At 61.3% G+C, this 26,681-nt stretch carries 22 protein-coding genes; 9 read left to right on the plus strand and 13 right to left on the minus strand.

Annotated features, from left to right (window positions below; genetic code table 11):
* Positions 1-97: 97 nt before the first annotated feature.
* Positions 98-1,279 (minus strand): cytochrome c peroxidase, encoded by a 1,182-nt coding sequence (locus JOD69_RS09435; protein WP_086135569.1) that lies wholly within the window; start codon positions 1,277-1,279, stop codon positions 98-100.
* 354 nt (positions 1,280-1,633) lie between these two features.
* Between JOD69_RS09435 and JOD69_RS09440 the strand changes: the two genes are divergently transcribed.
* From JOD69_RS09440 to JOD69_RS09450, 3 genes are read left to right on the plus strand one after another with little or no spacing between them, the layout of a single operon-like run.
* Positions 1,634-2,836 carry a thioredoxin family protein gene (locus JOD69_RS09440; RefSeq protein ID WP_086135568.1) on the plus strand — a complete coding sequence of 401 codons (1,203 nt, stop codon included), beginning with the start codon at positions 1,634-1,636 and terminating at the stop codon, positions 2,834-2,836.
* Between the two features lie 26 nt (positions 2,837-2,862).
* Positions 2,863-3,297 (plus strand): DUF1232 domain-containing protein, encoded by a 435-nt coding sequence (locus JOD69_RS25220; RefSeq protein ID WP_156880994.1) that lies wholly within the window; start codon positions 2,863-2,865, stop codon positions 3,295-3,297.
* Positions 3,290-4,192, plus strand: a complete 903-nt coding sequence (locus JOD69_RS09450; protein WP_086135566.1) for a ZIP family metal transporter — start codon at positions 3,290-3,292, stop codon at positions 4,190-4,192. Before JOD69_RS25220 ends, JOD69_RS09450 begins: the two co-directional genes overlap by 8 nt.
* A gap of 167 nt (positions 4,193-4,359) precedes the next feature.
* Here the strand turns inward: JOD69_RS09450 and JOD69_RS09455 are convergent, their stop codons facing one another.
* The 5 genes from JOD69_RS09455 to JOD69_RS09475 form a co-directional block, all read right to left on the minus strand.
* The gene (locus JOD69_RS09455) at positions 4,360-5,775 is read right to left on the minus strand and encodes a L,D-transpeptidase family protein (RefSeq protein ID WP_240507133.1); all 1,416 of its coding nucleotides are present in this window, start codon (positions 5,773-5,775) and stop codon (positions 4,360-4,362) included.
* A gap of 682 nt (positions 5,776-6,457) precedes the next feature.
* Positions 6,458-7,444, minus strand: a complete 987-nt coding sequence (locus JOD69_RS09460) for a dihydroorotate dehydrogenase-like protein (protein WP_086135565.1) — start codon at positions 7,442-7,444, stop codon at positions 6,458-6,460.
* Between the two features lie 13 nt (positions 7,445-7,457).
* Positions 7,458-11,048 (minus strand): pyruvate:ferredoxin (flavodoxin) oxidoreductase, encoded by a 3,591-nt coding sequence (nifJ, locus tag JOD69_RS09465; RefSeq protein ID WP_086135564.1) that lies wholly within the window; start codon positions 11,046-11,048, stop codon positions 7,458-7,460.
* A 2-nt stretch (positions 11,049-11,050) separates the two neighbouring features.
* Positions 11,051-12,691, minus strand: coding sequence for an NAD(P)-binding protein (locus tag JOD69_RS09470; RefSeq protein ID WP_086135563.1), 1,641 nt, complete (start codon positions 12,689-12,691; stop codon positions 11,051-11,053).
* Between the two features lie 269 nt (positions 12,692-12,960).
* The gene (locus JOD69_RS09475) at positions 12,961-14,931 is read right to left on the minus strand and encodes a cation-translocating P-type ATPase (RefSeq protein WP_086135562.1); all 1,971 of its coding nucleotides are present in this window, start codon (positions 14,929-14,931) and stop codon (positions 12,961-12,963) included.
* A gap of 177 nt (positions 14,932-15,108) precedes the next feature.
* Here JOD69_RS09475 and JOD69_RS09480 point away from each other — a divergent pair, with 177 nt between their 5' ends.
* The 4 genes from JOD69_RS09480 (at position 15,109) to gpmA (ending at position 18,447) form a co-directional block, all read left to right on the plus strand.
* Positions 15,109-15,765 carry a peroxiredoxin gene (locus JOD69_RS09480; RefSeq protein WP_086135561.1) on the plus strand — a complete coding sequence of 219 codons (657 nt, stop codon included), beginning with the start codon at positions 15,109-15,111 and terminating at the stop codon, positions 15,763-15,765.
* Between the two features lie 280 nt (positions 15,766-16,045).
* Positions 16,046-17,047 carry a histidinol-phosphate transaminase gene (locus tag JOD69_RS09485; protein ID WP_086135560.1) on the plus strand — a complete coding sequence of 334 codons (1,002 nt, stop codon included), beginning with the start codon at positions 16,046-16,048 and terminating at the stop codon, positions 17,045-17,047.
* Positions 17,044-17,682 carry a class I SAM-dependent methyltransferase gene (locus JOD69_RS09490; protein WP_086135559.1) on the plus strand — a complete coding sequence of 213 codons (639 nt, stop codon included), beginning with the start codon at positions 17,044-17,046 and terminating at the stop codon, positions 17,680-17,682. Before JOD69_RS09485 ends, JOD69_RS09490 begins: the two co-directional genes overlap by 4 nt.
* Before the next feature lie 60 nt (positions 17,683-17,742).
* Positions 17,743-18,447 (plus strand): 2,3-diphosphoglycerate-dependent phosphoglycerate mutase, encoded by a 705-nt coding sequence (gene gpmA / locus JOD69_RS09495; RefSeq protein ID WP_086135614.1) that lies wholly within the window; start codon positions 17,743-17,745, stop codon positions 18,445-18,447.
* Positions 18,448-19,071: 624 nt separating this feature from the next.
* On the opposite strand, the gene JOD69_RS09500 is transcribed toward gpmA, so the two are convergent.
* Positions 19,072-19,878: a hypothetical protein gene (locus tag JOD69_RS09500; RefSeq protein WP_205781144.1), complete on the minus strand. Its 807-nt coding sequence runs from the start codon at positions 19,876-19,878 to the stop codon at positions 19,072-19,074.
* A 184-nt stretch (positions 19,879-20,062) separates the two neighbouring features.
* Between JOD69_RS09500 and JOD69_RS09505 the strand changes: the two genes are divergently transcribed.
* On the plus strand, positions 20,063-20,764 hold the full coding sequence (locus tag JOD69_RS09505; protein ID WP_077730170.1) for a metal ABC transporter ATP-binding protein: 702 nt from the start codon (positions 20,063-20,065) through the stop codon (positions 20,762-20,764).
* 4 nt (positions 20,765-20,768) lie between these two features.
* Positions 20,769-21,557, plus strand: a complete 789-nt coding sequence (locus tag JOD69_RS09510; RefSeq protein ID WP_086135557.1) for a metal ABC transporter permease — start codon at positions 20,769-20,771, stop codon at positions 21,555-21,557.
* 106 nt (positions 21,558-21,663) lie between these two features.
* Here JOD69_RS09510 and JOD69_RS24610 read toward each other — a convergent pair whose 3' ends face one another.
* The 6 genes from JOD69_RS24610 to JOD69_RS09535 all read right to left on the minus strand — a co-directional run bounded on the left by JOD69_RS24610 (position 21,664) and on the right by JOD69_RS09535 (position 26,369).
* The gene (locus JOD69_RS24610) at positions 21,664-21,789 is read right to left on the minus strand and encodes a DUF2474 domain-containing protein (protein ID WP_139841172.1); all 126 of its coding nucleotides are present in this window, start codon (positions 21,787-21,789) and stop codon (positions 21,664-21,666) included.
* The gene (cydB, locus tag JOD69_RS09515) at positions 21,789-22,790 is read right to left on the minus strand and encodes a cytochrome d ubiquinol oxidase subunit II (protein WP_210023908.1); all 1,002 of its coding nucleotides are present in this window, start codon (positions 22,788-22,790) and stop codon (positions 21,789-21,791) included. The genes JOD69_RS24610 and cydB overlap by 1 nt, the downstream gene beginning before the upstream one ends.
* A gap of 12 nt (positions 22,791-22,802) precedes the next feature.
* Positions 22,803-24,188: a cytochrome ubiquinol oxidase subunit I gene (locus tag JOD69_RS09520; protein ID WP_086135555.1), complete on the minus strand. Its 1,386-nt coding sequence runs from the start codon at positions 24,186-24,188 to the stop codon at positions 22,803-22,805.
* 123 nt (positions 24,189-24,311) lie between these two features.
* Entirely contained in the window at positions 24,312-25,037 is a 726-nt protein-coding gene (locus JOD69_RS09525; RefSeq protein WP_086135554.1) for a hypothetical protein, read from the minus strand.
* A 61-nt stretch (positions 25,038-25,098) separates the two neighbouring features.
* Positions 25,099-25,452, minus strand: coding sequence for a BON domain-containing protein (locus JOD69_RS09530; protein ID WP_077730175.1), 354 nt, complete (start codon positions 25,450-25,452; stop codon positions 25,099-25,101).
* Between the two features lie 137 nt (positions 25,453-25,589).
* On the minus strand, positions 25,590-26,369 hold the full coding sequence (locus tag JOD69_RS09535; RefSeq protein ID WP_077730176.1) for a L,D-transpeptidase: 780 nt from the start codon (positions 26,367-26,369) through the stop codon (positions 25,590-25,592).
* Between the last annotated feature and the right edge of the window lie 312 nt (positions 26,370-26,681).

Raw genomic sequence — 26,681 nt, forward strand, 5'->3', positions numbered from 1 at the left:
ATCCTTTGCCGACGAACCGGGTCGGCAAGGAACGTTGTCGGCAAGGGATTGCCGACCTACGCGCTTCCCGTACCGCTAAACCGTGGTGAAAAACGCGCTAATTGCCACGCCTCCCTTGGAGCGGGCGATATCCGTCGGTCAGGGTGTTCAAGAAGGCAACGAGGTCGTCCATTTCCCGTTCGGTCAGTCCCAGGTTGCCCAGTTCGTCATGGTTGACATTGTCCGCTATCTCGGGGGCGGGCCAGCAACCTTGCTTGAGGGCATCGCGCTCACGGGGCATGGCGTCCCGGCAGGCGGGCTTGACGTCCCGGTTGTTGTAGAACTCGACCACGCCACGCAAGGTCTGGAAATAACCGTTGTGCATGTAGGGACCGGTTATCGCGATATTGCGAAGGGTCGGGACCTTGAACTTCCCGTCCTCGGCAACGCTGCCGACGCTGGCGCCCAGGCCCCGGTCCGCGAAGTCGCGGCCGGCGGAATTGAACTCGGGCGGCAAGGCGTAGAAGGGATTGTCCGGATTCTTTGGAACGCCCAGGTTGTCATAGGTGAAATCCGTGAACAACGGCGGGGAATCCTCCTCCGACGGCCGGTTGGGATGGCAGGCGGCGCAATTGCCCTTGGCGGGATCCTCGTACACCTTGAGCCCCCTGAGTTCCCGCGGGCTCAATTTGACCTTTCCGGCCAGATACGCGTCGTATTTCGAGCTGAAGCGGTTGAATGCACGGATATTCTCGAATGCGGCGATCGCGTCGGCGATGAGATCGTAGGCCCGTTCGGTGTCATCCAGGGCACCCCGTCCATACACTTCTTCGAACAACCGGGCATACGGGGCCTGACGTACCTTTTCCACCACGGCAGTTCGACTCGGATTGGCCATTTCGACCGGATTCAGGAACGGCTGTTTCGCCTGTTCTTCCAGAGTCGCGGCGCGGCCGTCCCGGAATTGGCCGCCTACGAACAGCCCCTCCTGTTCGTCGTAGTGGAATGCCGGGCTGAATGCGGCATACATGACGGTGGGAGTGTTACGGCTGCCGAACCGTCCCGAAATCACGCCCTCGGAGGTGGGAATCCTCTTGTCCGGGTCGGTGAATGCGCGTTTGGGCTCATGGCAGCTGGCGCAGGATTGCCCGGCCGGCGAGGAGAGACTGGCGTCGAAGAACAACTCCCGGCCCAGTTTGGCCTTCGGCGTGAGCCACTGGCCTCCGGGCAAGGCTTGATCGTCGGCTGCGGCCTGAATGGCAAGGAGCGTGAATACGGTGCCCCATATTTTGACCTTCATGATCGTCCTTTTTGTTTTTTGTAATGATAAGGATTCTCATTTGTAATTAGTGTTGAGTCAAGAACCCATACCACGCAAATACACACAACTCCGTTTTGAAATGAAAACCCCATGGAGATGGTGCGGATGCTCGAATGACGACCGACCTCTTTCTGATGGCAAATGGCGAACATTCCGCTTTTCTTGGCTATAACCGCTTTCGCTATTTCAGAAATCGGGCAACCGCGATGCCATCCATCTGAGCAAGTCTTGATTTATTCGCGCCGGCCCGTGAACTCGTCGTATAGTTCAGGGAGTCGAGAGGTCGAAACTGTTGTAGGAGGTTGATCGGTGGTGCGATGCAGCAGGAACTCGGTGTGGCTACTTTTTCTGATTGTTTTCTCGCTGCTCGGCGCGGTTCGGTATGCGAACGGTGCCGAATCGGAAGAAGGTAAAGTCGATGTTTACTTCTTCTGGAAGGACGGTTGTCCGCACTGTGAACGTGAGAAGGATTTCCTCAAACGGTGGGAAAGAGAGGAAACGCGAGTTCGCGTTCATTTTCTGGAAATCAGCCGAGAACCACGAAACTACGAGGTCTTTGCGGGGCTGGTCAGGCATTTTGGAATCGAGCGGCCGGGGGTGCCTCTGACCGTGATCGGGGAGACGTTCTTCGATGGCTACAACGACGACTCGACGACCGGAGCCGAGATCAAGTCCGCCGCAAAGACCTGTTTCGAGGCTCTTTGCACGGATCTGGTTTGGCCGCTGTTGACCGGGAAAGCGGATACGCGCGCCGACGACCGGCCCCAGCCGGTCAAGAAAACGCCGAAGGTTCTGAAACTGCCGATATTCGGAGAAGTGACCATCGGCCAGGTCTCTCTTCCCGTGCTGACTTTGATGCTCGCGGCCGTGGACGGCTTCAATCCGTGCGCCATGTGGACCTTGCTTTTCCTGATCAGTCTGCTGGTGGGATTGCGCAACCGGTTTCGGATGTGGGTGCTGGGCAGCGCATTCATCGTCGCCTCGGCTGCGGTTTACTATCTGTTCATGGCGGCCTGGTTAAACTTGCTGCTTTTTTTCGGCATGCTGCTCTGGATTCGCATCTTGGTGGGAACGCTGGCGCTGGGCGGCGGTACTTATTACCTTCGCGAATATTTCGTGAATCCCGAGGCTATCTGTAAAGTGACCGCACCCGAATCGCGGAAGCGCGTTTTCGAGCGGCTGCGTTCCCTGGCCAGCGAGCGGCGCTTCCTGCTCGCGCTGGCGGGCATTATCCTGCTTGCCTTTGCGGTGAACCTGGTGGAACTGATCTGTTCCGTCGGAATACCGGCTATTTATACCCAGGTGCTTGCTCTGAGCAACCTGCCGACATGGCAATATCATGCTTACCTCGGCCTTTACATACTGGTGTTCATGCTGGACGACCTCTTCGTGTTTTTCGTCGCCATGCAGACCCTGCGGGTGACCGGGCTGACGGGGACATACGTGCGGTATGCTCACGCCATCGGCGGCGTTGTGCTGATCGCCATCGGCTTGCTGCTGCTGTTCAGACCCGAATGGCTCGCTTTTTCGGTATAGGCCGCTGACGGAAGGGAGGGATACCCGTGGATGAAGAAGACCGGAACGAACTGAACGAAGCTTTCTTCAAGCGCAACGGCGGGAAAATCACGGATCGGCATTTCGACCGCATCATCGAAAAGGCTCGCGAGATCGAGAACAAGGTCAAGAAGATTCCGGCGCTGTATCAGGTCTGGCTGGATATCCTGCTCTGCCTGGAATTGATCCGCGATTACCGATCGGGGACATACCGGGATATCGCGGCCTGGGCGATCGCCGCCGTGGCCTTCGGTCTCCTGTATCTGATCAACCCGGCGGAGTTGATCCCGGATGTGATCCCTATCGTCGGCTATCTGGACGATGTGGCCGTCATGGCGCTGATCTTGAAGCTCGTGAAGGTCGAACTCGAAAAATACGCGGCTTGGCGAAAGGCTCGCGACGAGTATCAGGAAGCGCTTTCCAGACTTTTCGCTGATGAGTGACGCAGCGAGCGATTTTGCTTCCCGTGCCGCGAACGGCGACCTATCCGCCTTCGGCATGTATGTTCAAGCCCACTTTTCGACCGTTTCCCGCTGGTTCGCCGAGCGTGCCCACATTCTGCAAGCCCTTCTCGCCTCGTTGTTCACCTGGGGAATGACCGCGCTCGGCGCCGCCCTGGTGTTTTTTACCAAGCGGATGAACCAAAAGCTGCTTGATGCCATGCTGGGATTCTCGGCGGGAGTGATGTTGGCCGCGAGTTACTGGTCTTTGCTCGCGCCCGCGCTCGATTTATCGGAAGGCTATGGCCGTTTTGCCTGGCTTCCGGCGGCAACGGGATTCGCCCTCGGCGCTTATGCGCTGAGTCTTTGCGACTGGCTGTTGCCCCATTTCCAACTCGGCGCAGCGATGCAGACGGAGGAGGGGGGCGTCACGACCTGGCGGCGTACCATGCTGCTGGTGCTCGGCATCACCCTGCATAACATTCCCGAGGGGCTGGCCGTGGGCGTGGCCTTCGGCGCCTTGGCCTGCGGTTTGGATACGGCCAGTCTGGGCGGTGCGATTGCCTTGGCGATCGGCATCGGTCTGCAGAATTTTCCGGAGGGCGCGGCGGTGGCCATGCCCTTGCGCCGCGTGGGCTGGTCGCGGCTGCGCAGCTTCTGGTACGGGCAGCTGTCCGCCGTGGTCGAACCGGTCGCCGCCGTCATAGGCGCCGCCGCCGTATCCGCGTGCTTGGCCATCATGCCTTACGCGCTTGCCTTCGCGGCCGGGGCCATGATCTACGTGGTGATCGAAGCGATAATTCCCGAGTCGCGGGAACGGGGCAACACCGACGTCGCCACGCTGGGGGCCATACTCGGTTTCATTGTCATGATGATTCTGGATGTGGCCTTGGGCTGAATGGGGTTGAGACATTTGGATCAAGCCAAGCGGAGAGGATGCGCAGGGCAGTCTCGGTATCCGGAAAGCACGCGCAATATCAGTTCTTTACCAATGCGAGTCGCCGGGCGACCGCTTCGTCTACTGTCGTATCCGAAGCGGTGTCTTCAAGCATTGCATTCACGACGTCATCTGCTCCTGAGCCGCTCGTCGCCTCGATTGCCGTTTCCTCCGGTACCGTCTTCAGGTTGGTCGGTCCGGCTCCGATATGTTCGGAAAACACGTTTCCCGGGTGGCAGGTTTGGCGGGCGACTTAGCTGCCTGCTCGCTTTTGGCGGCAAGATGCGCCCGTCCAGTTCCAGATCGACCTTGAGACGCTTCACGGCGGTTTTGGCGGCCTTGGCGTTGCCGAACGGCCCCGCTATAACCTGATGGCGTTCGCCGCTCGGAACAACTTGTGCCGGTATCGGAGGACCCTGATGATTGAGTATGGCGGCGAGTCGCTGCGCTGCCGTTTCGCTGGACATGACGGCGGCGGACACGTACCAGCCGTTGCTGGCTTTCCGCGCCGATTCGGGTTGTCCGAACCACTTGTCGGGTCGCGCGATAGGCTGCGCCCCCGCGAGTACGGCATCGATAGGCGGTGTTCCCGCGGCAATCGGTAGCGGAATGCCCAGTCCTTCTTGGAGAATGCGTTCGATCTTTCCCCAATCCAGGGGCTGGTTCTGATCCTGCTCCCACTTTTTAAGATTGGCGCGGACGGTTTTCTTGAGCGATTTTTCGTTTAATTCCTCATGGCTCCGGTAAGCCTGCAGGTAGACTACCCCGTCACGCCAGCCCACGAGATAAGGCTGATTGACGATATACACCGGCTCGTTCAGTGGAATCTGCGAGTACAGCTTACTGGCGTCCTCCGGATACAAGCGGATGCAGCCATTGCTGGCTCGAAGCCCGACGCTATAAGGCTTGTTCGTGCCGTGAATGAGATACATCTGTCGGTTCAGGTACAGGGCATACTTGCCCAAGGGGTTGTTAGGTCCAGGCGGCACTGCGGCCGGCAAGGGATCCCCCCAACGGAGGTGGTCGTCTCGGATGTTCTTTGTCGGATACCAGGTCGGGTTTTTGATCTTTCGGGCGATTCGCATTGCCCCGCTGGGAGTCGCTCGCCCTTCCCGGCCGATACCTATGGGATAAGTGACAACCTCGGCGCCGTTTCCCTTGGCCGGAAAATAGAACAGCCGCATGGCGGCGAGATTGATGACCAGACCCCGCCGCGGCGCCCGCGGCAGTACGAACTGCACCGGGATCAACGCTCTGCCGCTCGCGTCCGGTAGCCACGGATCGAGCTCGGGGTTTGCCGCGACGATCTCTTCGTATCCCAATCCGAAGTGCCGCGCGACATCGGGAAGCGTGTCCCCTTGCTGAAGCGTAATAACTCCGAACGACCCGACTACCCCTTCGTCCTTGGCGACAGAGAATCGGTGCTTCTCCAACGACGCGATCGGTGGGCTCGCAACAGGCGCCGACTCTTGCGCCGGTTCCTCCATCGGCTCCTTGATCGGAGGCGGTAACCAGCCCCACTCGCCATGCCAGTGATTTGACATCTCTTGCATCGGGCGATAGGCGCATGCAGATAGTCCACAGCAGAAGCCCAGGATAAGAATCAGCCCCCGCTTACGGCGCCGTGGCTGATGCGATGCCCACGGCTGCGAACGCTCCACAGGAACATTCAATCGTGCTTCTCCTCTCATGCCGGAGGTATCGGCCGAATTCGGACCATTTTCCATGAGTGCAACAGGCATGCGGGTCGGCTACCGCGGCAAACACTAACTCTGTCGCTCCTCAAATGTTTGCGCCACAGCAAACATTTCGACGCATTAGACCTAAACGGCGGTGCAGAAGTGCGATAGAACGGAGACGATGCTGTTGGCCGGGATGACTATTGCGAATCGGTGAGGGTCGTGGCCGATACTGTGGCTCGATTTAAGGAGTCTCTGATTAAGTCCTTCGACAGGCCCTTCGACTTGGCTCAGGACAGGCCCTTCGACTCGGCTCGGGACAGGCTTGTCGAAGGCTCTCCTGAGCCTGTCGAAGGGGCATGAACGGAATCCACTCGTTCAGAGCTTCCTTAAAAATATCTTGGCTTGTTCGAAAAATGAAATTGGCGCTCGAAGTAGGTCGGCAATCCTTTGCCGACACCTGCTGAGGCTGCGTCGGCAAAGAATTGCCGACCTACTTCTGGTCCGGCCTCGGCTCCCTCGGTCTACCTGGAGGCCGCGCAGGCCATCAGTAGCTTTCCAGTATTTTAATGTAATTGGCGCGTTCGAAGGCTCCCGGATTCGCTACTTTGGCGCGGCTCATGATGCCGCGCATGGGTTCCAGTGATTGAAACCCGCGCTGGTCCATCCAGTCCCTCAAACCGTCCACCAGCGTGCCGGCATAGTCCGGACCGTTGCGCAGCAGGGCGGAGGCGACCATCACCACGTCCGCGCCGGCGAGGAGATACTTGATGATTTCGACGGCGCTTTCCACGCCCCGCGTCGCCGCGAGCGAAGCCTTGATCCGGCCGCGCAGAAGCGCGATCCAGAGCAGGGGCAGGCGAATCTCCCCGGCGTGACTGAGGGAGAGGGTCGGAGCGACCTCCAGGTTGACGATATCGAGATCGGGCTGATAGAAGCGGTTGAACAGGACCAGGGCATCGGCGCCCTCGGCATCGAACTGCCGGGCGATATGGCCGAAGGCGCTGAAGAAAGGGCTCAGCTTCAGCGCCACCGGAATGGAGACGGCTTGCTTGACCATCCGCAGGATGTCCAGGTAGCGCTGCTCGACCTCGCGCCCCGAGACATCGAAATTCGCTTCGATGCCGTAGATATTGAGCTCCAGGGCTTTGGCGCCGGCCTCCTGCAGTTGTCGGGCGTAGTCGATCCAGCCCTCGCCGGTCACGCAGTTGAGGCTGGCGATGACCGGAATGTCCACCGCCTCGGCGGCGCGCTGGACCAGGCTCAGATAGCTGTCCGGGCCGACGCGGAAATCGCCCACATCGGGGAAGTAGCTCAGCGACTCGGCATAACTTTCCGACGGGTGATCCATCAGCTGAACGAACGCCATCCTTTCCTGGCGGATCTGCTCCTCGAACAGCGAGAACAGGACCACCGCCGAGACCCCGCCGTCCTCCAGCCGGCGAATGCCGTCCAGCGTCTCGGAAAGCGGCGAGGCCGAGGCGACCACGGGATGATCGAGCTCCAGTCCCATATAGCGTGTCTTCAGATCCATGCGGGCTCCCCTGTTACGGAAGGTCGACGCTGGCGTCGGGATGAAAGCGGCTGCCGGCGCGGCTGGCCATTTCCTCGTAAATGTCCCATTTTTGATCGACTACCTGCTGCGCCATCTCCATCAAGCGTTCGAAGTTCCGGGGATTGGTATGGCTCAGCATCATAAAGCGCAGCTCGTTGTAGGCATACTCCTTGAATCGGATGCGCGGACGCGGCGAATCCAGCACGAACGGATTCCGGTCCGACCGGCGCAGCGCCGGGTTGTACCGGATCAAGGGCCAATAGCCGCTGGCGACGGCCAGATCCTGCTGGCGCATGCCGTGTTGCAGATTGTAGCCGTGGGCGATGCAATGGCTGTAGGCGAGGATCAGGGAGGGACCGGGATAGGCTTCCGCCTCGCGGAAGGCGAGCAGGGTCTGCTGCGGGTTCGCCCCCATGGCGATGCGCGCCACATAGACATTGCCGTAGGCGATGGCCTGTAGGGCGAGGTCCTTCTTGGCGACGGTCTTGCCGGCCGCGGCGAATTTGGCCACGGCGCCGAGCGGCGTCGCCTTGGACATCTGCCCGCCGGTGTTGGAATACACCTCGGTGTCCAGCACCAGCACGTTGACGTCGCGGCCCGAGGCCAGCACATGGTCGAGGCCTCCCGAGCCGATGTCGTAAGCCCAGCCGTCTCCGCCGACGGTCCAGATACTGCGCCGCACCAGTTGGTCGACCACCGACAGAAGATCCTTCGCCTTGTCGTCGGTCCGCTGCAGCAGCATGGCCTTGAGCTTGGCAACGCGCTCGCGCTGGGCGCGGATCTGCGACTCGGTGAGCTGCGGTGCGGCCAGGATTTCGTCCACCAATTCGGGATCTAGCGAATCTTTCAGCTCGCGGGCGAGCCGCTGCGCCAGAGCCAAGTGCTGATCGGCGGTAAGGCGAAAGCCGAAGCCGAATTCGGCATTGTCCTCGAACAGCGAGTTCGACCAGGCGGGGCCGTTTCCTTCGGCATTCACGGTCCAGGGCGTGGTCGGAAGATTGCCGCCGTAAATGGAGGAGCAGCCGGTGGCGTTGGCGACGATCAGGCGATCGCCGAAGAGTTGCGACAGCAGCCGAACGTAGGGCGTCTCGCCGCAGCCCGCGCAGGCGCCGGGAAATTCGAACAAGGGTTCGAGAAACTGCGCGCCGCGCACCGACGAGAAATCGACCCGGGCGCGGTCGTTCACCGGAATGGTTTCGAAGAAGTGGATATTCGCCTTCTGCGGTTCCTGTATCGGGTCATTGGGCCGCATGTTGATGGCCTTGACGCCGCTCCGGGTGAGGCTCTTGGCCGGGCAGACCTCGACGCACAGGCCGCAGCCCGTGCAATCCTCGACATAGACCTGCAAGGTATAGCGGGTTTCCGGAAAACCGTAGGCGGTGACCGGCGCCGACAGGAAGGTTTCGGGCGCGTTCTCGAGCCGGGATTCGTGGTAGAACTTGGCGCGGATGACGCTGTGCGGACAGACGAAGCCGCAGTTGCCGCATTGGATGCAGATATCGGGCTCCCACACGGGCACGGATTGCGCGATGTTCCGCTTCTCCCACCGGGTGGTGCCCGACGGGAAGGTGCCGTCCGCCGGCATCAGGCTCACCGGCAGTTCGTCGCCCCGGTCGGCCATCATCATCGCCGTGACCCGGCGCACGAAATCGGGCGCCTCCTCGGAAACCACCGGCTGGCGCTTGAGGGTGCCGGTCGCCTGGTCCGGGACTTTCACCTCGTGCAGGGCGGAAAGGGTTCGATCGACCGCCTCGTAGTTCTTCCGCACGATCTCCTCGCCCTTCTTGCCGTAGGTCTTCTTGATCGCTTCCTTGATCTTGGCGATCGCCTGATCGCGCGGCAAAACGCCGGACAGGGCGAAGAAGCAGGTCTGCATGATGGTATTGGTGCGTCCGCCCATGCCGGTTTCCAGGGCGACCCTGGAAGCGTCGATCACATAGAGCTTCAGCGCCTTGTCGATGATCTGCCGCTGAACCTCGTAGGGCAGCCGGTCCCATACGTCGTCCGGGCCGTACGGGCTGTTGAGCAGGAGAACCGCGCCATGCTTGGCCTTGGCCAGCACGTCGAGCTTCTCGATGAAGCTGAACTGGTGGCAGCCTATGAAGTTGGCCGATTCGATGAGATAGGGCGATTCGATCGGCTCGGGCCCGAAACGCACGTGAGACGTGGTCCTGGAGCCGGATTTCTTGGAGTCGTAGACGAAGTAGCCCTGCGCATGGAGATCGGTGGATTCGCCGATGATCTTGATGCTGTTCTTGTTGGCGCCGACCGTGCCGTCCGCGCCCAGACCGAAGAACACGGCGCGCACCACGCCGTCCGGCTCGATGTCGAAACCGGGATCGACGTCCAGGCTGGTGTGCGAAACGTCGTCGACGATGCCCACGGTGAAGTGGTTCTTGGGTCTTTCCTTCTTCAGCTCGTCCAGCACGGCTTTCGCCATGGCCGGATTGAACTCCTTGGAGGAAAGCCCGTAACGGCCGCCGACGATCTCGGGCCGTTTCCCGGCCGGAAGGAGACCGCTGGCCTCCGCTTCCGCCAGCGCCGCGACCACGTCGGTGTACAGGGGTTCCCCGAGCGCGCCGGGACTCTTTAAGCGATCCAGGACGGCAATGGCTTTGGTCGTCGAGGGCAGGGCGGCGAGGAAATGCCCGACGGAAAACGGCAGGCACAGACGCACCTGAATCACGCCTACCTTCTCGCCCTGCTTGGCCAGAAAATCGACGGTCTGGCGCAGGGTGTGCGCGCCGGAGCCCAAAATCACGGCCACGCGCTCGGCCTCCGGATCGCCGTGGTATTCGAACAGGCGATACCGGCGTCCGGTCAGTTCTCCGAAGCGGTCCATGGTTTTCTGTACCAGGCTCGGCAAACGCGCGTAGTAGGGATTTACGGTCTCGCGCCCCTGGAAATAAACGTCCGGGTTCTGCGCGGTGCCGCGGATAAACGGATTGTCGGGATTCAAGGCCCGCGCCCGGTGCGCGCGGACCGTCTCCTCGTCGATCATGGCCCGGATTTCGTCGTCCGAAAGCAGCACGATCTTGCTGATTTCGTGGGAGGTCCGGAAGCCGTCGAAGAAATGCAGGAAAGGAATCCGGCTGTTCAAGCTCGCGGCCTGGGCGATCAGCGCCAAGTCGTGCGCCTCCTGCACCGAGCCCGAGGCGATCTGGGCGAAACCGGTGCCCCGCACCGCGGCGACATCGGAATGATCGCCGAAGATGGACAAGGCCTGCGCCGCCAGGGAGCGGGCGGCGACATGGAACACCGTCGGGGTGAGTTCGCCGGCGATCTTGTACATGTTCGGGATCATCAGGAGGAGACCCTGCGAAGCGGTGAAGGTCGTGGTCAAGGCCCCGGTCTGAAGGGCACCGTGCACGGCCCCGGCGGCGCCGCCCTCGCTTTGCATCTCCACCACCACGGGCACCTCGCCGAAGATGTTGGTCTTGCCCTCGGCCGCCCACTGGTCGGCCAGTTCCGCCATGGTGGAGGAGGGCGTGATGGGATAGATGGCGCACACTTCGTTGACGCGGTAGGCGACATGGGCCACCGCCTCGTTGCCGTCGAGCGTAATGACTTTCGGTTTCGCCATCGTTATTCCCCTCGGGGTTCCGGAATCATTTCGATCGCATGGCAAGGACACTGCTCGTAGCAGACCGCGCAGCCGGTGCAGAGGTCGTAATCGTAGCGATAGCGCTTGCCGGGTCCCAGCTTGACGATGGCGTCCTCGGGACAGGCGCCGTAGCAGCCGTCGCACTCGAAGCAGTTGCCGCAGGAGAAGCAGCGCTTGGCTTCGAACAGAGCCTCGTTCTCGGAGAGCCCCGCGACCACTTCCTCGAAGCCGTAACGCCGTTTCTCCAGTTCGAGTTCGGCTTCCCGCTTCCGTTCGGCTTCGGTGAAGTACCACAGGCGCAGCATATCGGCGCTTACCGGCGGATGCTTGGGCGGCTTGACGTAGCGCGTGCCGCGAAGATAGGCGTCGATACAGCGCGCGGCTTTCTTGCCGTGGCCGACGGCGACGGTCACGGTCCGCTCGCTCGGTACCATGTCGCCGCCCGCGAAGATGCCGGGACTCCCCGTCATCATGTTGTCGTCCACGATCACGACGCCGTCGGGCTTGAACTGGATGCCCGGCACCTCGTGCAGGAAGCGCGTATCGGTTTCCTGGCCCAGCGCCAGGATCAGCGAGTCCGCCTCCAGGGTTTCGAACCGGCCGGTCGGTTCGGGATACCCTTCCGGGTTGATCCTCATCACCTCGACGGTGATATGCGTCTGGTCGATCTCCTTGATGGTGCGCAGCCAGTTGATCTTGACACCTTCCTCGATGGCTTCGTCGGCCTCGAATTCATGGGCCGGCATGTGCGCCCGGTCGCGCCGATAGATGACGAGCGCCTCTTCGGCGCCCAGGCGCCTGGCCGTGCGCGCCGCGTCCATGGCGGTGTTGCCGCCGCCGTAGACGGCCACGCGCCGGCCGAGCTTGGGCGCTTCGCCGGTGGCGGTCTGGCGCAGGAAGGTCACCGCGTCCAGGATCTTGCCGGCGTCACGCGCCGGGATGCCGACGCGCTTGCTCAGATGCGCGCCAACGGCGATGAACACCGCGTCGAACCGGCCGGACTCCTTTTCCGCCAGCACGTCTTCCACCTTGTGATCGAGAACGATCTTGACGCCCATGGCCTCGATCCGCCTGATTTCGCCCATCAGCTCCGCGCGCGGCAGGCGGTAGGCGGGTATGCCGAAGTGCATCATGCCGCCGGCCAGGGGACCCGCTTCGTGGATCTCCACCTGATGGCCCAGCCGGGCCAGGTGATAGGCGCAGGACAGGCCGCTGGGCCCCGCGCCCACGATCAGGACCCGCTTGCCGCTGGCCGGGGCTTTCACGACCTGCCAGCCTTCGCGCAAGGCGAGGTCGCCGAGGAACCGCTCGGCCGCGTGGATGCTCACCGGGCTGTCGATGGGGCCGCGGTTGCAGTGGGTTTCGCAGGGGTGGTAGCAGACGCGTCCGTGCACGGCCGGCATCGGGTTGTCTTCCATCAAGACCCGCCAGGCCTTCTCATAGCGACCGGCGCGCAGGTCGAACAACCAGGACTGGATGTTCTCGCCGGCCGGGCAGGCGTTATTGCAGGGCGGCAGGAGGTCGACGTAAATCGGACGCCGCGTACGGAAGGGGCCGGTGCTCCGCCCGTGTTGCAAGAGGTCCGCCGGTCGCGTCAGGTCGCTGGATTTGCGATTGCTCATTCTAAAAGTTTCTCCATCCTCGATCGGCGGCCTAGTCGATGGCCAAGCAAAGAGAGTCCGCGATCATGCGCCAAAGCTTCGAAGCAGACGGCGCTGCGATGTGCTCCTGTGTCTCGGGGCAAGCGTTTCAGGGTTCGGACGGTGCCTGCCTGGGCAAAGTTTCATCAACCGTATCCGAACTCGGCTGTCCCGTCCCGCTCGAGCCGGTTCGGTGTACCGGCTTTTCGGCTGCGGGACGAGAAGGGGATCGTTACTCGTCTCGAGAATGCTCATGCCTCCTGGCCCCTGTGCGTCAGAAACCGGCTCACCTGGCTTTGCCATCGATTCAGGCCCGTCATCACTCGGTCCATCAGATCGGCGGCCGTGTTGATGCCGGCATAGAGCCGTGCCGCATTGGCGACGACGAAGACCGAGCTGATATGGTGTAAGAACGCGGCGAGTACGGGATTGAGGAAGCCGAAGGTGGCCAGAGCGAGCCCGACGGTATTGAACGACATGGCCCAGGCATAATTCTGCTTGGTTATCTCCGACATCTTGCGGCTGATGTCGAGTACGGTGAGCAAATCGCCGGCATCGTCGCCGAGAATCACGATATCGGACGAGGCGATCGCGAGGGCCACGTTCTTGTGTCCGCCGATGGCGATGCCCACATCGGCGGCGGCCAGGGCCGGAGCATCGTTCACCCCGTCGCCCACCATCGCCACCTTGCCGGACGACTGAAGTTCCTTCACCAGTGCCGCCTTGTCGTCCGGCTTGAAGTTGAAATAATATCCGTCGGCGCCGATCAGATCGGCCACTCGCCTGGCTTCGGACTCCTCGTGATCACCGGTGGCGACGAGTACGCGCTTGACGCCCAGTTCGCGGATCGCTTGCCCCAGGTTGGTCATCTCCGCGCGCATCACGTCCTGAACGACGATGGCGCCTTTGACTTCACGGTTCATGGCGACCCAGATCGCGCGGCCGGAATATTCGAGGTCCGGTATTTCGATTCCGAGCGCCTCCAAGGTTTCGGGACTCCCGATCAGCACTTCGCGGTCTTCCAGTCGCGCCTTGACCCCGCGCCCCGGCAGGTCCTCGGCGTCGCTCACGGGTTTGAATCGCGTGATGTCCTGGTTTCGCGCGAAATTCAAAATGGCCCGCGCCAACGGATGGCTGAACCGCGTTTCCACCGACGCCGCGATCTCGATCAGCTCGCGCTCATCGGCACCTATCGGTATCACCCGGCTGACCCTGGGTTCGGCCAGGGTGACCGTGCCGGTCTTGTCGAGGATTACGGTGTCGATCTCGTGCATGATGTCCAGGGGTTCTCCGCCCCGGGCGAGGATATTGAGCCGCGCCGAGCGGCCTATGCCGGACGCGAATACGGTCGGTGTCGCGAGCGCCCAGGCGCAGGGACACAATACCGACAGGGCGGTCGCCATCAAATCCAGGCTGCCGGTGACGAAAAACAGCAGGAACGCATAGCCGGTCACGCCCAGGATGAGGTACTGGACGATCTTGTCCGCCCTTTGCTGCAGCGTGGATTTTTTCTGAAGGCTTTTTTCGATTTCGCCCGCGATCAGGGCAAGAAACGAAGCGTCGCCGTTCCTGGTGGCCCGAATCTGCAAGGGCGCGGAAAGATTGAGCGTGCCGGAAGTGACTTCATCGCCCGGCACCTTGTGGATCGGAAACGGTTCGCCCGTGACGAAGGATTCGTCGATGGACGATTTTCCCTCCGCAATGCTTCCGTCGACCGGGACGGCGGTGCCGCGGGGCACGATCAGCACGTCGCCCTGCTTCACCTCTTCCGCCGGGATTTCGCGGATTTCGCCGCCGGCGAGCACGAGGGCCGTTCGCTTGGCCTGCTTCACCAGACTTTCGATCTTTTCCCGATTTCTGCGGATGATGGTGAAGGAAATGTACAAACCGAGCCCGATGAACCAGGCGACCATCGCGCCGCTGAGCGGCTTGCCGTCGATCAGGGTGACGGTCATCACCAGAACGATCAGCAGCTCCGCGGAAACCTGCCGCAAAATCAGGAGCGATTTTACGAGCCCTTGAACGTAGAGCGCCAAACAGAAGAGATAAAACGGCAGCCCCAGCCAGTAAAAGAACGGCATGCCGTAAAGTGCGTCCATGGCCAGGAAGATGACCGCCAACAACGCCACGATAAGGCGCAGCAGGAATACGTCTCTCTGAGGGCTGAGGCTCAGGATGCGTCGATCCAGTTGCTGCAACAAAGTTGTCAATTGAGTATCCATAAGAACTTCCGTTCCTTCTTTGATATGGGACACCGCTCGACACGGCTTTTTGCGGATACGGCTCGGGGGACCTTTAAAGAGCCGATTCTGTCTCAAATCTAATCATTGGACAAACGAGTCGGGCAGACGCACAGCGTCCCTTGTCCGATTCCGTACCCGTTTCAGAGGAGATAGATCATGGAAAATATCACTTCATCCAAACCACTCGAAATGCCGCGCCTGAACGAGCCGGCGCCCGCTTTCGAGGTGAATACCACCCACGGCGTCAAGAAGCTCGGCGATTACCGCGGCAAATGGCTGGTGCTGTTCTCCCATCCGGCCGACTTCACGCCGGTGTGCACCACGGAGTTCATGGCTTTCGCCAAGGCCTATCCGGAATTCCAGAACTTGAATTGCGAGTTGCTCGGGTTATCCATCGACAGCAATTATTCACATATTGCCTGGATGCGCACGATCAAGGAGAAGTTCGGCGTGGAGATCCCGTTCCCGATCATCGAGGACCTGTCGATGCGGGTGGCCAATACCTACGGCATGATTCAGCCGGGCGCCTCCGACACCTCGGCGGTGCGCTCCACCTTCATCATCGACGACAAGGGCACCCTGCGCGCCATGGTCTACTATCCCATGACCAACGGCCGCTCCATCCCCGAGTTCCTGCGCCTGGTGCAGGCGCTGCAGACCTCGGACAAGCAGGGCGTGGCCACGCCGGAAGGCTGGCAGCCGGGCGACAAGGTGATCGTGCCGCCGCCGAAGACGGCCCAGGACGCCGAGGCGCGGCTCCAGGAGGGATACGAGTGCGTCGACTGGTTCTTCTGCAAGAAGGCCGCATCATAGCCGCAGAGCGCAGGGGCATCGGGAATAAGTGACTTGGATGGACTGCTTGACACCGCGCGCCGACAGGAGGGAGCGAAAATGAAGCGGTGCCGTAGGCCGGCAATTCGTTGCTGACCCCTCGGATCGGCGAGAGCTTTGTCGGCAAGGGATTGCCGACCTACGACCTTCCCGATCCAGACTGCCAAAACTGTGGTGAAAATTGGTCTAAGCGATGCTGATTATGGCCGGGATCGGTGCCATCACTTTCTTCATGCCCGGCCGCTGATAAAGGATTTCGAAAATGAGCAGCAAGGCAGAAAAGGGTGGCGGCGTCTTCCGAGGCATCAAGCTGCTGCTGTGCGAAAACCCCTTGCCCCCGATCGAGGAGGCTATCGAGGCGGCTCGCGCCGAGCTGCCCTTGAGCAATTACTATACCGAGCCGTACTCGGAACCGTTGCGCCGGCTCATCAGCGAACGGACCGGCGTGCCCGAGCGGCTCATCCATATCAATGCCGGTTCGGAACTTATTCTGCGCCAGCTGTTCCAGCGCTTGGGGCATCAGGTACACCTGCTGACTCCCACCTATGTCCTGTTTCCGGAGATTGCTCAGTCCTACACCGAAACGCGGCTGCGGCCGGAAGCGGATTTCCGCTTCGACCTCTCGGAGCTGGAGATTCCCGTTGGCACCAGTCTCGCCGTCATCGTCAATCCCAACAACCCCAACGGCGGCACCTGCGACATGGCGCCGCTGCCCGGCCTGCTCGAACGATATCGCGACACTTATTTCCTGGTGGACGAGGCCTTCATCGGCATGGCCGGCCATAGCGTTGCCCACCTGGTGCCGCGATACCCGAACCTGCTGGTCACCCGGACCCTGTCCAAGGCTCACAGCCTGGCGGGTTTTCGGGTGGGCTATGCCATATTGCCGGAAGCCCTGGCGGACGATCTGAACACGAGCAACGATGCTTACCCCTTGGCGAGAGCCAGCCAGGCGGCCGCCATCGCCACTTTGGAAAAAGAGGACAAGATCCGGGAGCGGGCCGCCACCCTGCGCGGCTGGGCCCGTGATTTGGCCGGTGAACTCGAGGCGCTGGGGGTGAGAACATTCCCCACGGAGACCTATTTCTTCCTGGCCGATTTCACACCGCATGACGCAGGCAAGATCGCTGAAAGCCTGAGGCAAAAGGACGTCCTCATCAAGCCCCTGAACGACCCGCAGCTCGGCCCCGCCTACATGCGGGTGACCACCGCGACGCCCGAGGACAACATGCGCTTCGTCGCCGCGCTGCGGGAGCTGCTGTGACGGGCGATCCCAGGGCTGAGCCATTCATCCGACATCACCAACGCTACGAGGATTGGTTCAACCGTCACCGGGCGGCCTACCTCTCCGAGCTGCTCGCCGTGCGTGCGCTGCTGCCTTGGCAGGGGCGAGGGCTGGAGATCGGGGTGGGGGCCGGACGCTTCGCCGCGCCTCTCGGCGTCGCCTACGGGATCGACCCGGCGGCGGAGATGCTGGGCTACGCCCGCGCCCGCGGCGTGCGCGCCGCACAGGCGATCGCCGAGGCGCTACCCTTTGCGGACGCGGTGTTCGACTATGCGCTGATCGTGACCACGATCTGCTTCGTGGACGACCCTGTGGCCATGCTGCGCGAGGCCGCTCGCGTCCTTAGGCCGGGCGGTGTGCTCGTCATCGGTTTCATCGACCGGAACAGTCCCCTGGGACAGGACTACCTCGCCCACCAGGCGGAGAACGTCTTCTATCGGGAGGCTAGCTTCTATTCCGCCGATGAGGTCAATGCCCTGCTCATGGATACGGGCTTTCACGACCCGGTCTGGGTGCAAACCTTATCCACACCGCTTGAGCGGGTCCGGGACATCGAGCCGGTCAGCGCCGGTGCCGGCCAGGGCGCCTTTATCACCGTACGGGTCCGCCACTGAGCATCGCTGGGAGAAGAAGATGGCGGCACAGCAAACGCTCGCTTGACCAACGGTCCTGCAATGAATCAAAGCACTCATGCAAGCCTGATATTGGTGCGCCACGGGCTGAGCACCTGGAATTTCGAAAACCGCTTCACCGGATGGACCGACATCGGTCTCATCGAAAAAGGAATCGAGGAGGCCCGCCGCGCCGGTCGGATACTGTGCCAGCAAGGCTATTCCGTGAATATCGCTTATACCTCCATGCTCAAGCGTGCCATCCATACCGCCTGGCTTATTTTGACCGAGATGGATCGGATGTGGGTGCCGCTGGAGTGTAGCTGGCGGCTCAACGAGCGGCATTATGGCGCATTGCAAGGGTTGAACAAGAAAGAGACGGCTGAGCGACACGGTGAGGAGCAGGTTCATGTGTGGCGGCGCAGCTATTCGGTACGGCCGCCTGCGCTGAGCCACGATGATCCGCGTCATCCGCGTTTTGACCCGCGCTACGCCCACCTCGACCCCCGCGTCCTCCCGGCGAGCGAATCGCTGTTCGATACCCTTGTGCGATGCCTGCCCGCCTGGCAGGACCGCATTGCTCTCGACCTGCGAATGGGACGCCATGTCTTGGTGGCCGCGCACGGCAATAGTCTGCGCGCGCTGGTCAAAATGCTGGACGGCATTTCGGACGAAGAGATTCCTCTGGTGGAAATCCCCACCGGCGTACCCGTGGTCTACATGTTTGACCAGGACCTCAACGTCGCCTCGAAGATAATGCTCGATTAGCTCGTGATATAAGTACGACCACGTCGCGTCAATCGCGTAGGCCGTACAATTCGCTCGTACGGCAAAACAGGCTTGGCGGAAGTCGCTGGCGCCTTCGGCTCGGGTGAACCGATTCAAGCATTCGTCGGCAATCCCTTGCCGACAAAGCCGTTGGCCGGGCCGCGTGGCGTCGGGAAAGGATTCCCGACCTACGGGGGCACGGTTGTAGGTCGGCAATCCCTTGCCGACGAAGACGCTTGGCCGGGGCATGGCGTCGGGAAGGGCGGCTTCGGCGCTCCAATCGCAAACGGTCATCCCAGGAGCGCTGGGATGACCCTTCCAATCGCAAACGGCCTGGCCGGGAGCGCCGGCCAGCCCCTTCCCGAAGACGCCGTTTGCGATTGGAAGGTCGCGACTAAAGCGACGTTTGCGATTGGAAGGGGCCGATTAAAGGCCCGTTTGCGATTGGAAGGGGCCGATTAAAGGCCCGTTTGCGATTGGAAGGGATTCCCGACCTACTCGCTGGTTCTTCTGCAAGAAGGCCGCGTCATAACCGCCAAAGGCGACCCATAGCCATGGAGCGCCGGGGCAATCGAGAGCGAGTGGCTTGGGTGGGCCGCTCCAGCGCTCGGGACTGTGGCGGACTTATTTGGCTCCGAAGACCACTCTGTCCACACCAGTATTGCCGGTGCCGGGGTCGTAGGCGTAAATCACCGCTTCATAGTCCCCCTTGTCCCGCGCCGGCACCTGTGCCGCAAAATGATTGACTTCGCCGGTGAATGCCAGAGGATATTCGCCCACCGCGTTGCCGTCCCGTTTCAGCAAGGCCTTTACTTCGTATTTGTCGGCATCCCATAGGCCGCCTTTGCTGATGGGGCAGCCGCACATCATCGTCACCTCCGCTTCCAGCTTGGCCTGACCTTTCTCCAGCGCGGAGATTCCGCCGCGCACGATGAAACCGGGTAAATGGATGACGATGCCGTCGCCGATGATGTGCTTGCCGGGTACGACCCAACTGGTCACGCTCGCCTCTTGCAGAGATTGGCGCTGTCCGTACGGACCGAATATCTTGAAGCGCAGCAGTCGTGGCTCGGCGAGGTCGAGCCGGGCCAAATAACCCGCCGTGTTGTCGTCGGCGAGCGGCTGACCGCGCTGGTGAGGGGTTTCCATGAGGCGTTTGGTGTCGCCGGTGCCGCCGGTAATCCACCCCTGATTCAGAATCTCCCCGGTCTCGGCGTCCTCGACCACCGCCCGTACCCCACCGACACCGCTGCCGACGAACTTGGAATCGACGCCTTTCACCCGCAGCATGATCCGGGTTTCTTCGGCCAAGACGGCGTTACATAGCGACAAAAGCAAGAAAATCGGCGCGACGAGCGTTTTCAGCGTCCGCCGGTCTATCGGCATGCGTCCCGATGGCCGCAGTATTCGCTTGTCTTTCCGGAAAACCATGCTTTTCCTCCTTGATGATTAGACTCGAGTTTGCGACGGCTTCCCGCCGAAAGCAAGAAACGGGGTTAACGCGATGCCGCTTAAGGTGAGGCGCGCTGGCGGACACGAAGTTTTGCGGGCTTGTCCTCTGGCTCCCGGTTTGGCACTATCCGCTCAGGAAGCATAACGGAAGGCGAACGGGAACATGACGGATAATCAGCCTTCGATCTTGACCGTCCAAGGGATTTCGGTGTCTTACGGCGACGAAACGATCATCCGCGATCTTTCGTTCTCGGTGGCCGAGGGCGCCGTCTTCGTGATCCTGGGACCGAACGGCGCGGGAAAGACGACGCTGCTCAGGGCGCTCCTCGGCCTGATCCCTTATCAGGGGACGGTCACCTGGCAGACCCGAAACATCAGTTATCTGCCGCCTCAGGAGTTTCTGCAACGCCAGGAGCTTCCGCCGCTCAGTATCGAGGAGTTCTTTCGTTTCAAGACCCGCGATGTCGACGCCGTGAAACGGATGTTCGCCGAGGTCGGACTGGACGAATCCCTGCTGCAACGACCGTTCGGAGCTTTGTCGACAGGCCAGTTCCAGCGCATGCTGATCGCGTGGGCGCTGGTGAACGATCCCGACGTGCTGTTGCTGGACGAGCCCACCGCGGGCATCGACGTGGGGGGCGAGGAGACGATCTATACCTTGCTCAACCGCTACCGGCAAAGAAAACCCCTGACCATCCTGCTGGTGACGCACGACCTCCATGTGGTGTGGGAATATGCGTCGGTCGTGCTTTGCCTCAACCGGCAGCAGCTTTGCATGGGCGCCCCCCAGGAAGTGCTCACGCCGCAGCAGCTCCAGGCGCTCTACGGTACCGGCGTGAAATATTACGAGCATCACCATCGGTGATTTTATGAGCGGAAAAATCCTGCTTGCCCTGATCCTTGGTGGCGCCACCGGCGCGGTCGCCGGCTACCTCGGCTCGCTGATGCTGAGCAAGCGCATGGCGCTGGTGGGCGGTGCCTTGGGGCATCTGACCTTGCCCGGTATCGCGTTGGCGCTGCTGTACGATTTCGATGTTTCCATCGGTGCGGTCTTGTTCTTAGGTTTCGGGGTGCTCCTCATCTGGTATCTGGAAAGAGTGACGCGGCTGCATCTCGAGGCGCTCACCGCCGTCGTGTTTTCCACGGCGCTCGCGACCGCGTTTCTGTTTCTGCCCGAGGAAGAAACCGATATCGCACTGCTCGGCGACGTGTCGCGGATAACGGCGACGACCGCTGCGATTTCGGTAGCGATAGCTCTGGGCATTTTTTTCATGGTCCGGCACATCTACTCGAACCTGGTCCTGATCGGCATTTCGTCCGATCTGGCCGGTGCCCAAGGCCTCGATCTCCGCTGGCACAACGCGGTCTATCTGATCTGCATCGCATTGACCGTTGCGCTCGGCGTGCGGATCGTGGGCGGACTGATGACCGCCGCTTTACTCGCCATACCGGCCTGCACGGCAAGGAACGTCAGCCGGAATCTGGGGCAATACGCCGCCATCAGCGGCGCTGCCGGCGGTCTTTCCGCGCTCGCCGGAATTCTCGCCCACGCAACGATCAGCGTGCCACCCGGCCCTTCAATCATTCTGGCAAGTGGTTTTTTGTTTCTGGGCTCTGTGTATCTGAAAGTCCGCCGGGAGCGCGCCGATCGAATCTAGTGCAGTTGCGGCTAATGGTAGCCCGGATGAAGTGCAACGCAATCCGGGACGAGGGGAGTCAGGTGATTCCCGTATTTCGCCGGGGTGCATGTGAGCAACATCGCCTTCACAACATACCGACAGCCAGCTTGATGGCATACCCGACCGCGGTGGCCGTTCCGACACCGCCGGCCCACAGCAGAAAGAACCAGGCGAGTTTCTTCCAGAGCGGTCTTTCGTCCACCGGTTCCATCAGTGATAACCCTCGCCGGCGTGCACCTTGCCGCGAAAAATCCAATAGGCGTAAGCCGTATAGCCGAGAATGACCGGTAGGAGGATGGCTGCGCCGACCAGCATGAACGCGAGGCTGTTGTCGGGGTTCGCGGCTTCGCGGTAGGTGATGCTCGGCGGAACCAGGTAAGGGAAAAGGCTTCCGGCGAGCCCCAGGAAGGCCGCGGCGAACAAGCCGAGCGCCAGCAGGAACGGGGTCACGGCTCGCTTGGCCCGCACCGCGCGGTAAAACGCGACCGCAAGCAGTGTCGTGGCGATCGGGATGATCCACAGGAATAGAAGCGCTCCAGGTCCGAACCATCGATCCCTGATGGCTTCGTTGACGAACATCGTGCCGAAACTGATGAGAACGATGGCGAGAATCGTCGCCAGGCCAAGCGGCTCCTGAAGCTGCCGCATCCGCTCCTGGAGATCGCCGTCCAGCTTGATGACCAGCCAGGATGCGCCGAGCAGGGCATAGCCCGTGACCAGTGCGACGCCGCAGAACACGCTGAAAGGACTGAGCCAGTCGAACCAGCCGCCGGCGTAAATGCGGTCCTCGATCCGGATGCCCTGAACGAGAGCGCCGACCATCACGCCCTGAAAGAAGGCCGCCGCCGTGGAGCCGCCGATGAAAGCCCAATCCCAATATTTCTTGGCGCGCACTGTCCGGAACCGGAATTCGAAGGCGACGCCTCTCAGAATCAGGGCGAGCAGCATCGCGATCACCGGCGCGTATAACGCGGTCAGCACCAGCGAATAGGCGAGGGGAAAGGCGGCGAACAGGCCCCCGCCGCCCAGGATGAGCCAGGTCTCGTTGCCGTCCCAGACCGGCGCCACGCTGTTCATCATCCGGTCGCGCTCTTCCTCGTCGCGTCCCAGGGGGAAAAGGATCCCGACGCCGAGATCGAAGCCGTCCAGAATGGCGTAGGCGAGCAAGGCCACGCCGATCAATACGAACCAGATGGTTGGCAAATCGAGCATGTTCGGTTTCTCCTAATGCGGGCCTTTTTCGAGTGCCGGACCCGGCATGACGCCGGTCGTCCTCAGAGGGCCTTTTTCCGTCGGTTTCTCGAGCCCGATATCCGGCGAGCGCTTCATGAGCCGTATCAGATAAAACGAGCCGGCACCGAAAATGATCGTGTATACCACGATGAAACCCAGCAGCGATCCGGCGACTCCCGGCGTGCCGATGGGCGATACGGCGTCCCCCGTTCGGAGGAGCCCGTATACCGCAAAGGGTTGGCGGCCCACCTCGGTCACGAACCAGCCGGCCAGGATCGCCACGAACCCCAGCGGCCCCATGGCGACCCCCCAGCGGTGGAACCAGGCCTCATCGAACAAGCGTTTTCGGAAGAATTGCACGGCGCCGACCAGTCCGAACAGGATCATCAGCACACCGATCCCGACCATGATCCGGAACGCCCAGAAGACGATAGGCACATTGGGCCAGCGATCTCTCGGAAAGGCATCCAAGCCGGTGACTTTCGCATCGAGGTCGTGTTCGAGGATCAGGCTGGCGAGCTTGGGGATTTCGATGGTGTATTTGGTTCGGGCTTCGTCGACATCCGGGATGCCGAACAGAATCAGCGGCGCGCCGGCCCGGCTCTCGAAGTGTCCCTCCATCGCCGCAACCTTGGCCGGCTGGTATTCCTTGGTATTGAGGCCGTGGAGATCGCCCACGATCAGCTGAGTCGGCGCGACCACCGCCGCCATCAAGATCGCCATGACGAACATGACGCGGGCCGCCGGGTTGGTCTTGTCCCTGAGAAGATGCCAGGCGCCGCTCGCGCCGACCACGAGCGCGGTCGTGAGATAGGCCGCCAGCACCATGTGCGTGAAGCGATAAGGAAAGGACGGATTGAAGATCACGCCGATCCAACTGTCGGGCACATAGCGGCCCGCCTCGAGGTGATACGCCGCCGGCGTTTGCATCCAACTGTTCGCGGACAAGATCCAGAACGCCGAAAGCAGCGTGCCGAAGGCGACCAGGAGCGTCGCCGCGAAATGCAGTCTCGGGCCCACGCGGTCGAGTCCGAACAGCATGACGCCGAGAAAGCCGGCCTCCAGGAAGAACGCCGTCAACACTTCGTAGGCCAGCAAGGGGCCGAGGACCGGGCCGGTCTTTTCCGAGAACGGTCCCCAGTTGGTTCCGAACTGATAGCTCATCACGATGCCCGACACGACGCCCATGGCGAAGGCCACGGCGAAGACGATCAGCCAGTATTTGTAGAGCTGCAGGAAGACATCCCGTTTGGTTGCCAGCCAAAGCCCCTCGAGCACGGCGAGATAGCTCGCCAAGCCAATCGTGAACGCCGGAAAAAAGATGTGAAAACTGACCGTGAACGCGAACTGAGTTCGCGCGAGGACAAGCGCATCCATTGTTACTCTCCTATCGGTGACGAGGCCGGGCCTTCCCTGTTTTGAAATTGGACCGGCGAGAATCGGTGTCGTTTATGCGACGAACGTCATTTCAGCCTGCGAACGCTGATTCGAGGCTTGGGATCAATCGACATAGGCGGACAAGGCGGCGAACAGGGCGAATCCTCCGGCGAAGGACGGGGTCGAAATCCATCGGGCGACGCCCGGCTCATCGGCCTGGGGCAGCATGTCTTCCACAGTCGCCAGTAACAGCACGCCCACCAGAAACGCAAGTGCCGCATGCTCGGCCTGGGTGCTCGCGTCGCGTAGTAGCAGATAGCCGATCGCCGCGCCGAAAATCGGCGGAAGAATGAACGAGCCCGAGATGCCGAGCCGCCGTTTTCGCGGCACCTGACGGTTTCGAAAGTTGCCGATCGCTGCAAACCCGCCGGGAATATTCGCAATCACCTGGCTTAATCCGAGCAGTAATCCGAGGCCGCCGGAAACGGCCGAACCCGCGCCAACCATCAGGCCGTCCGTGAGAAGGTCGACCGCCACGGCCAGATAAACCATCCAAGCGCCGGGCCGTCCTGACCGGGAGCCCGTCCAATACCGAAACGCGCGAGCAAGTGCTGCCGAAAAAACTGATCCTCCGAGAAACATCGAAATCAATAGCCACGTCGGGATCACGGGCAGAATTCGGGGCATGAGATCAATGCTGACTACCGCGATCGCCACACCGGCCGCGCCGTGCAACGCGGCGCCGATGATCCATGGCGGCGCGCGAAGGCTCTCCGCCAAAAGGCTGCCGACGATGTTTCCGGCGGCGGGTAAGACCGCCACTGCAAGTACCGATAAGAGATCATTCATCTTCAGACGGGTGAATCGGCCACGCAGAGGCGGAATCTAGGTCGAGCCGCCCCGGCAGGCTTCACTCGCCGGTCGCGGCGGGCTTCACCTGGATATTGTTCTTGACCTCCACGACACCTTCGACGGTCTTGGCGAGCGTGGCGGCTTTTTCCTTTTCCGCCTCGCTATTGGCCAATCCGCTGAGATAGACGACGCCCTTGATCGTGTCGACATGAATATCGAGAGCACCGACCACCGGGTCTCGTACATAGGCCGCCTTGATCTTGGTGGTGATGACGGTATCGTCGATGACCGTACCGGTACTGGCCAGAAAGGGACGGTCTAAAGGGTCGGCAGTGGCAATGTTCCAGATACCTGGGGTAAGAGCCGCAGCGACAGCGGTCAGGAGCGTAAGCGATTTGATGGGGTGAGTCATTGCGCCCTCCTTTGCGCGTGGTAAAGCCGGCTTTTTCCGAATCGGAATCGATGAAGCCTCGATCAGTCGAGGAAGCACGGTTGCACTTTTTGTTTTGACCGAGAAGGGAGCGGAAAGGTCGCGAGGCGGTTTCCGGTTCAGCGCGTGTCTTCGATCTCCGAACGTGCGGCGATGGAAGGATCGCCCCGGATCGCGTCCTTTATGGATGAATGAAAGATCTGAATCCGGGTGTTCGTCCGGTGCCGTTTCACGAGGCGAAAGATCTTCGGCATCTGCCGGCGATCGACCCGTACGCAGCCATGGGAGCGCTTTTTGCCGAGATGTGCCATGGCCCCGTCCGAGGCATCGTGCATGAAGATGCCGTCCACGATTTGAATCGCATGGGTCAGGTATACCGGCCGGTTCAAGAGTCTGGTCGCGAAATAGGATGGGCGGCGCACCGCCAAGGCACGCGGGGAATAGGTGCCGTCCGGAGTTTTGGTGGCTTTGCCCGGAAGTCCGGTCGAAACTAGTACCGATTCGAGCCCCTCGACGGCCTCGCCGCCAACATGCACCGACAGGCGTTGGTGGGTCTGATCGATTTGGATGATGACGGGGCTTTTGGGCTTTGCCGCGTGCTTTGATTCGATCTTGGGCTTCGATGTCCGGCTCTGTCTGTACAGGTCGAGTTCCGGCGGTCGATCGGCGATCAAGGGCGGGTGCCGTGTCGGTGCGAAGAGCGCGGCGATCTCCCGGTCCACTTGCGGGCTCGGGCGGTCGGCGATGCGATACGGTATCGGCCGATCGCGCGGATTCCCGCCGTGACGGCTCAACGGAGCTTTGGGCGTCTGGAGCGGAAAATCCGTCGGCTCGGGATAAAGCAGCAATGCTGTAAGGTACGGCAAGACGAATGCGATGGTTAACCTGGTCTTGTCCATGACGGGTTTTCGATATCGTCGGCTGATAATGTTTTGACCGCAATAATCGCCTTGATATCTGTCAATTTTCGAGCCGAGTTTAGGAGCCTATTTCAGTAGGCCGTTCGCCCCGGCCTGTCGAAGGGCCTGTCCCGAGCCTGTCGAAGGATTTGGGGACCAACTCAGATAGGCTCCAAGTTCTCTCGAACGGGCGGGCAGAAGGATCGTTTTTTCTGAGTGCCCCCTTCTTTTGAGGATCGCGCCGCTTTACGGCTTTTGGCGCCCTCGCGCAATTTTCGCTCATCCCACCGGTCCTATTAATCAGGCCCGTAA

It is taken from the genome of Methylocaldum sp. RMAD-M (genome assembly GCF_017832375.1).
Taxonomy (GTDB): domain Bacteria; phylum Pseudomonadota; class Gammaproteobacteria; order Methylococcales; family Methylococcaceae; genus Methylocaldum.

Bases quoted from the DNA above. Each gene is read 5' to 3' on its own strand.
- JOD69_RS09505 (WP_077730170.1), top strand. From the start codon at position 20,063: ATGACGGATAATCAGCCTTCGATCTTGACCGTCCAAGGGATTTCGGTG.
- JOD69_RS09500 (WP_205781144.1), bottom strand. From the start codon at position 19,878: ATGGTTTTCCGGAAAGACAAGCGAATACTGCGGCCATCGGGACGCATG.
- JOD69_RS09485 (WP_086135560.1), top strand. From the start codon at position 16,046: ATGAGCAGCAAGGCAGAAAAGGGTGGCGGCGTCTTCCGAGGCATCAAG.
- JOD69_RS09535 (WP_077730176.1), bottom strand. From the start codon at position 26,369: ATGGACAAGACCAGGTTAACCATCGCATTCGTCTTGCCGTACCTTACA.
- JOD69_RS09510 (WP_086135557.1), top strand. From the start codon at position 20,769: ATGAGCGGAAAAATCCTGCTTGCCCTGATCCTTGGTGGCGCCACCGGC.
- JOD69_RS24610 (WP_139841172.1), bottom strand. From the start codon at position 21,789: ATGGAACCGGTGGACGAAAGACCGCTCTGGAAGAAACTCGCCTGGTTC.
- gpmA (WP_086135614.1), top strand. From the start codon at position 17,743: ATGAATCAAAGCACTCATGCAAGCCTGATATTGGTGCGCCACGGGCTG.
- JOD69_RS09460 (WP_086135565.1), bottom strand. From the start codon at position 7,444: ATGGATCTGAAGACACGCTATATGGGACTGGAGCTCGATCATCCCGTG.
- JOD69_RS09470 (WP_086135563.1), bottom strand. From the start codon at position 12,691: ATGAGCAATCGCAAATCCAGCGACCTGACGCGACCGGCGGACCTCTTG.
- JOD69_RS09435 (WP_086135569.1), bottom strand. From the start codon at position 1,279: ATGAAGGTCAAAATATGGGGCACCGTATTCACGCTCCTTGCCATTCAG.
- JOD69_RS09455 (WP_240507133.1), bottom strand. From the start codon at position 5,775: ATGTCAAATCACTGGCATGGCGAGTGGGGCTGGTTACCGCCTCCGATC.
- JOD69_RS09450 (WP_086135566.1), top strand. From the start codon at position 3,290: ATGAGTGACGCAGCGAGCGATTTTGCTTCCCGTGCCGCGAACGGCGAC.
- JOD69_RS09530 (WP_077730175.1), bottom strand. From the start codon at position 25,452: ATGACTCACCCCATCAAATCGCTTACGCTCCTGACCGCTGTCGCTGCG.
- cydB (WP_210023908.1), bottom strand. From the start codon at position 22,790: ATGCTCGATTTGCCAACCATCTGGTTCGTATTGATCGGCGTGGCCTTG.
- JOD69_RS09475 (WP_086135562.1), bottom strand. From the start codon at position 14,931: ATGGATACTCAATTGACAACTTTGTTGCAGCAACTGGATCGACGCATC.
- nifJ (WP_086135564.1), bottom strand. From the start codon at position 11,048: ATGGCGAAACCGAAAGTCATTACGCTCGACGGCAACGAGGCGGTGGCC.
- JOD69_RS09520 (WP_086135555.1), bottom strand. From the start codon at position 24,188: ATGGATGCGCTTGTCCTCGCGCGAACTCAGTTCGCGTTCACGGTCAGT.
- JOD69_RS09480 (WP_086135561.1), top strand. From the start codon at position 15,109: ATGGAAAATATCACTTCATCCAAACCACTCGAAATGCCGCGCCTGAAC.
- JOD69_RS09525 (WP_086135554.1), bottom strand. From the start codon at position 25,037: ATGAATGATCTCTTATCGGTACTTGCAGTGGCGGTCTTACCCGCCGCC.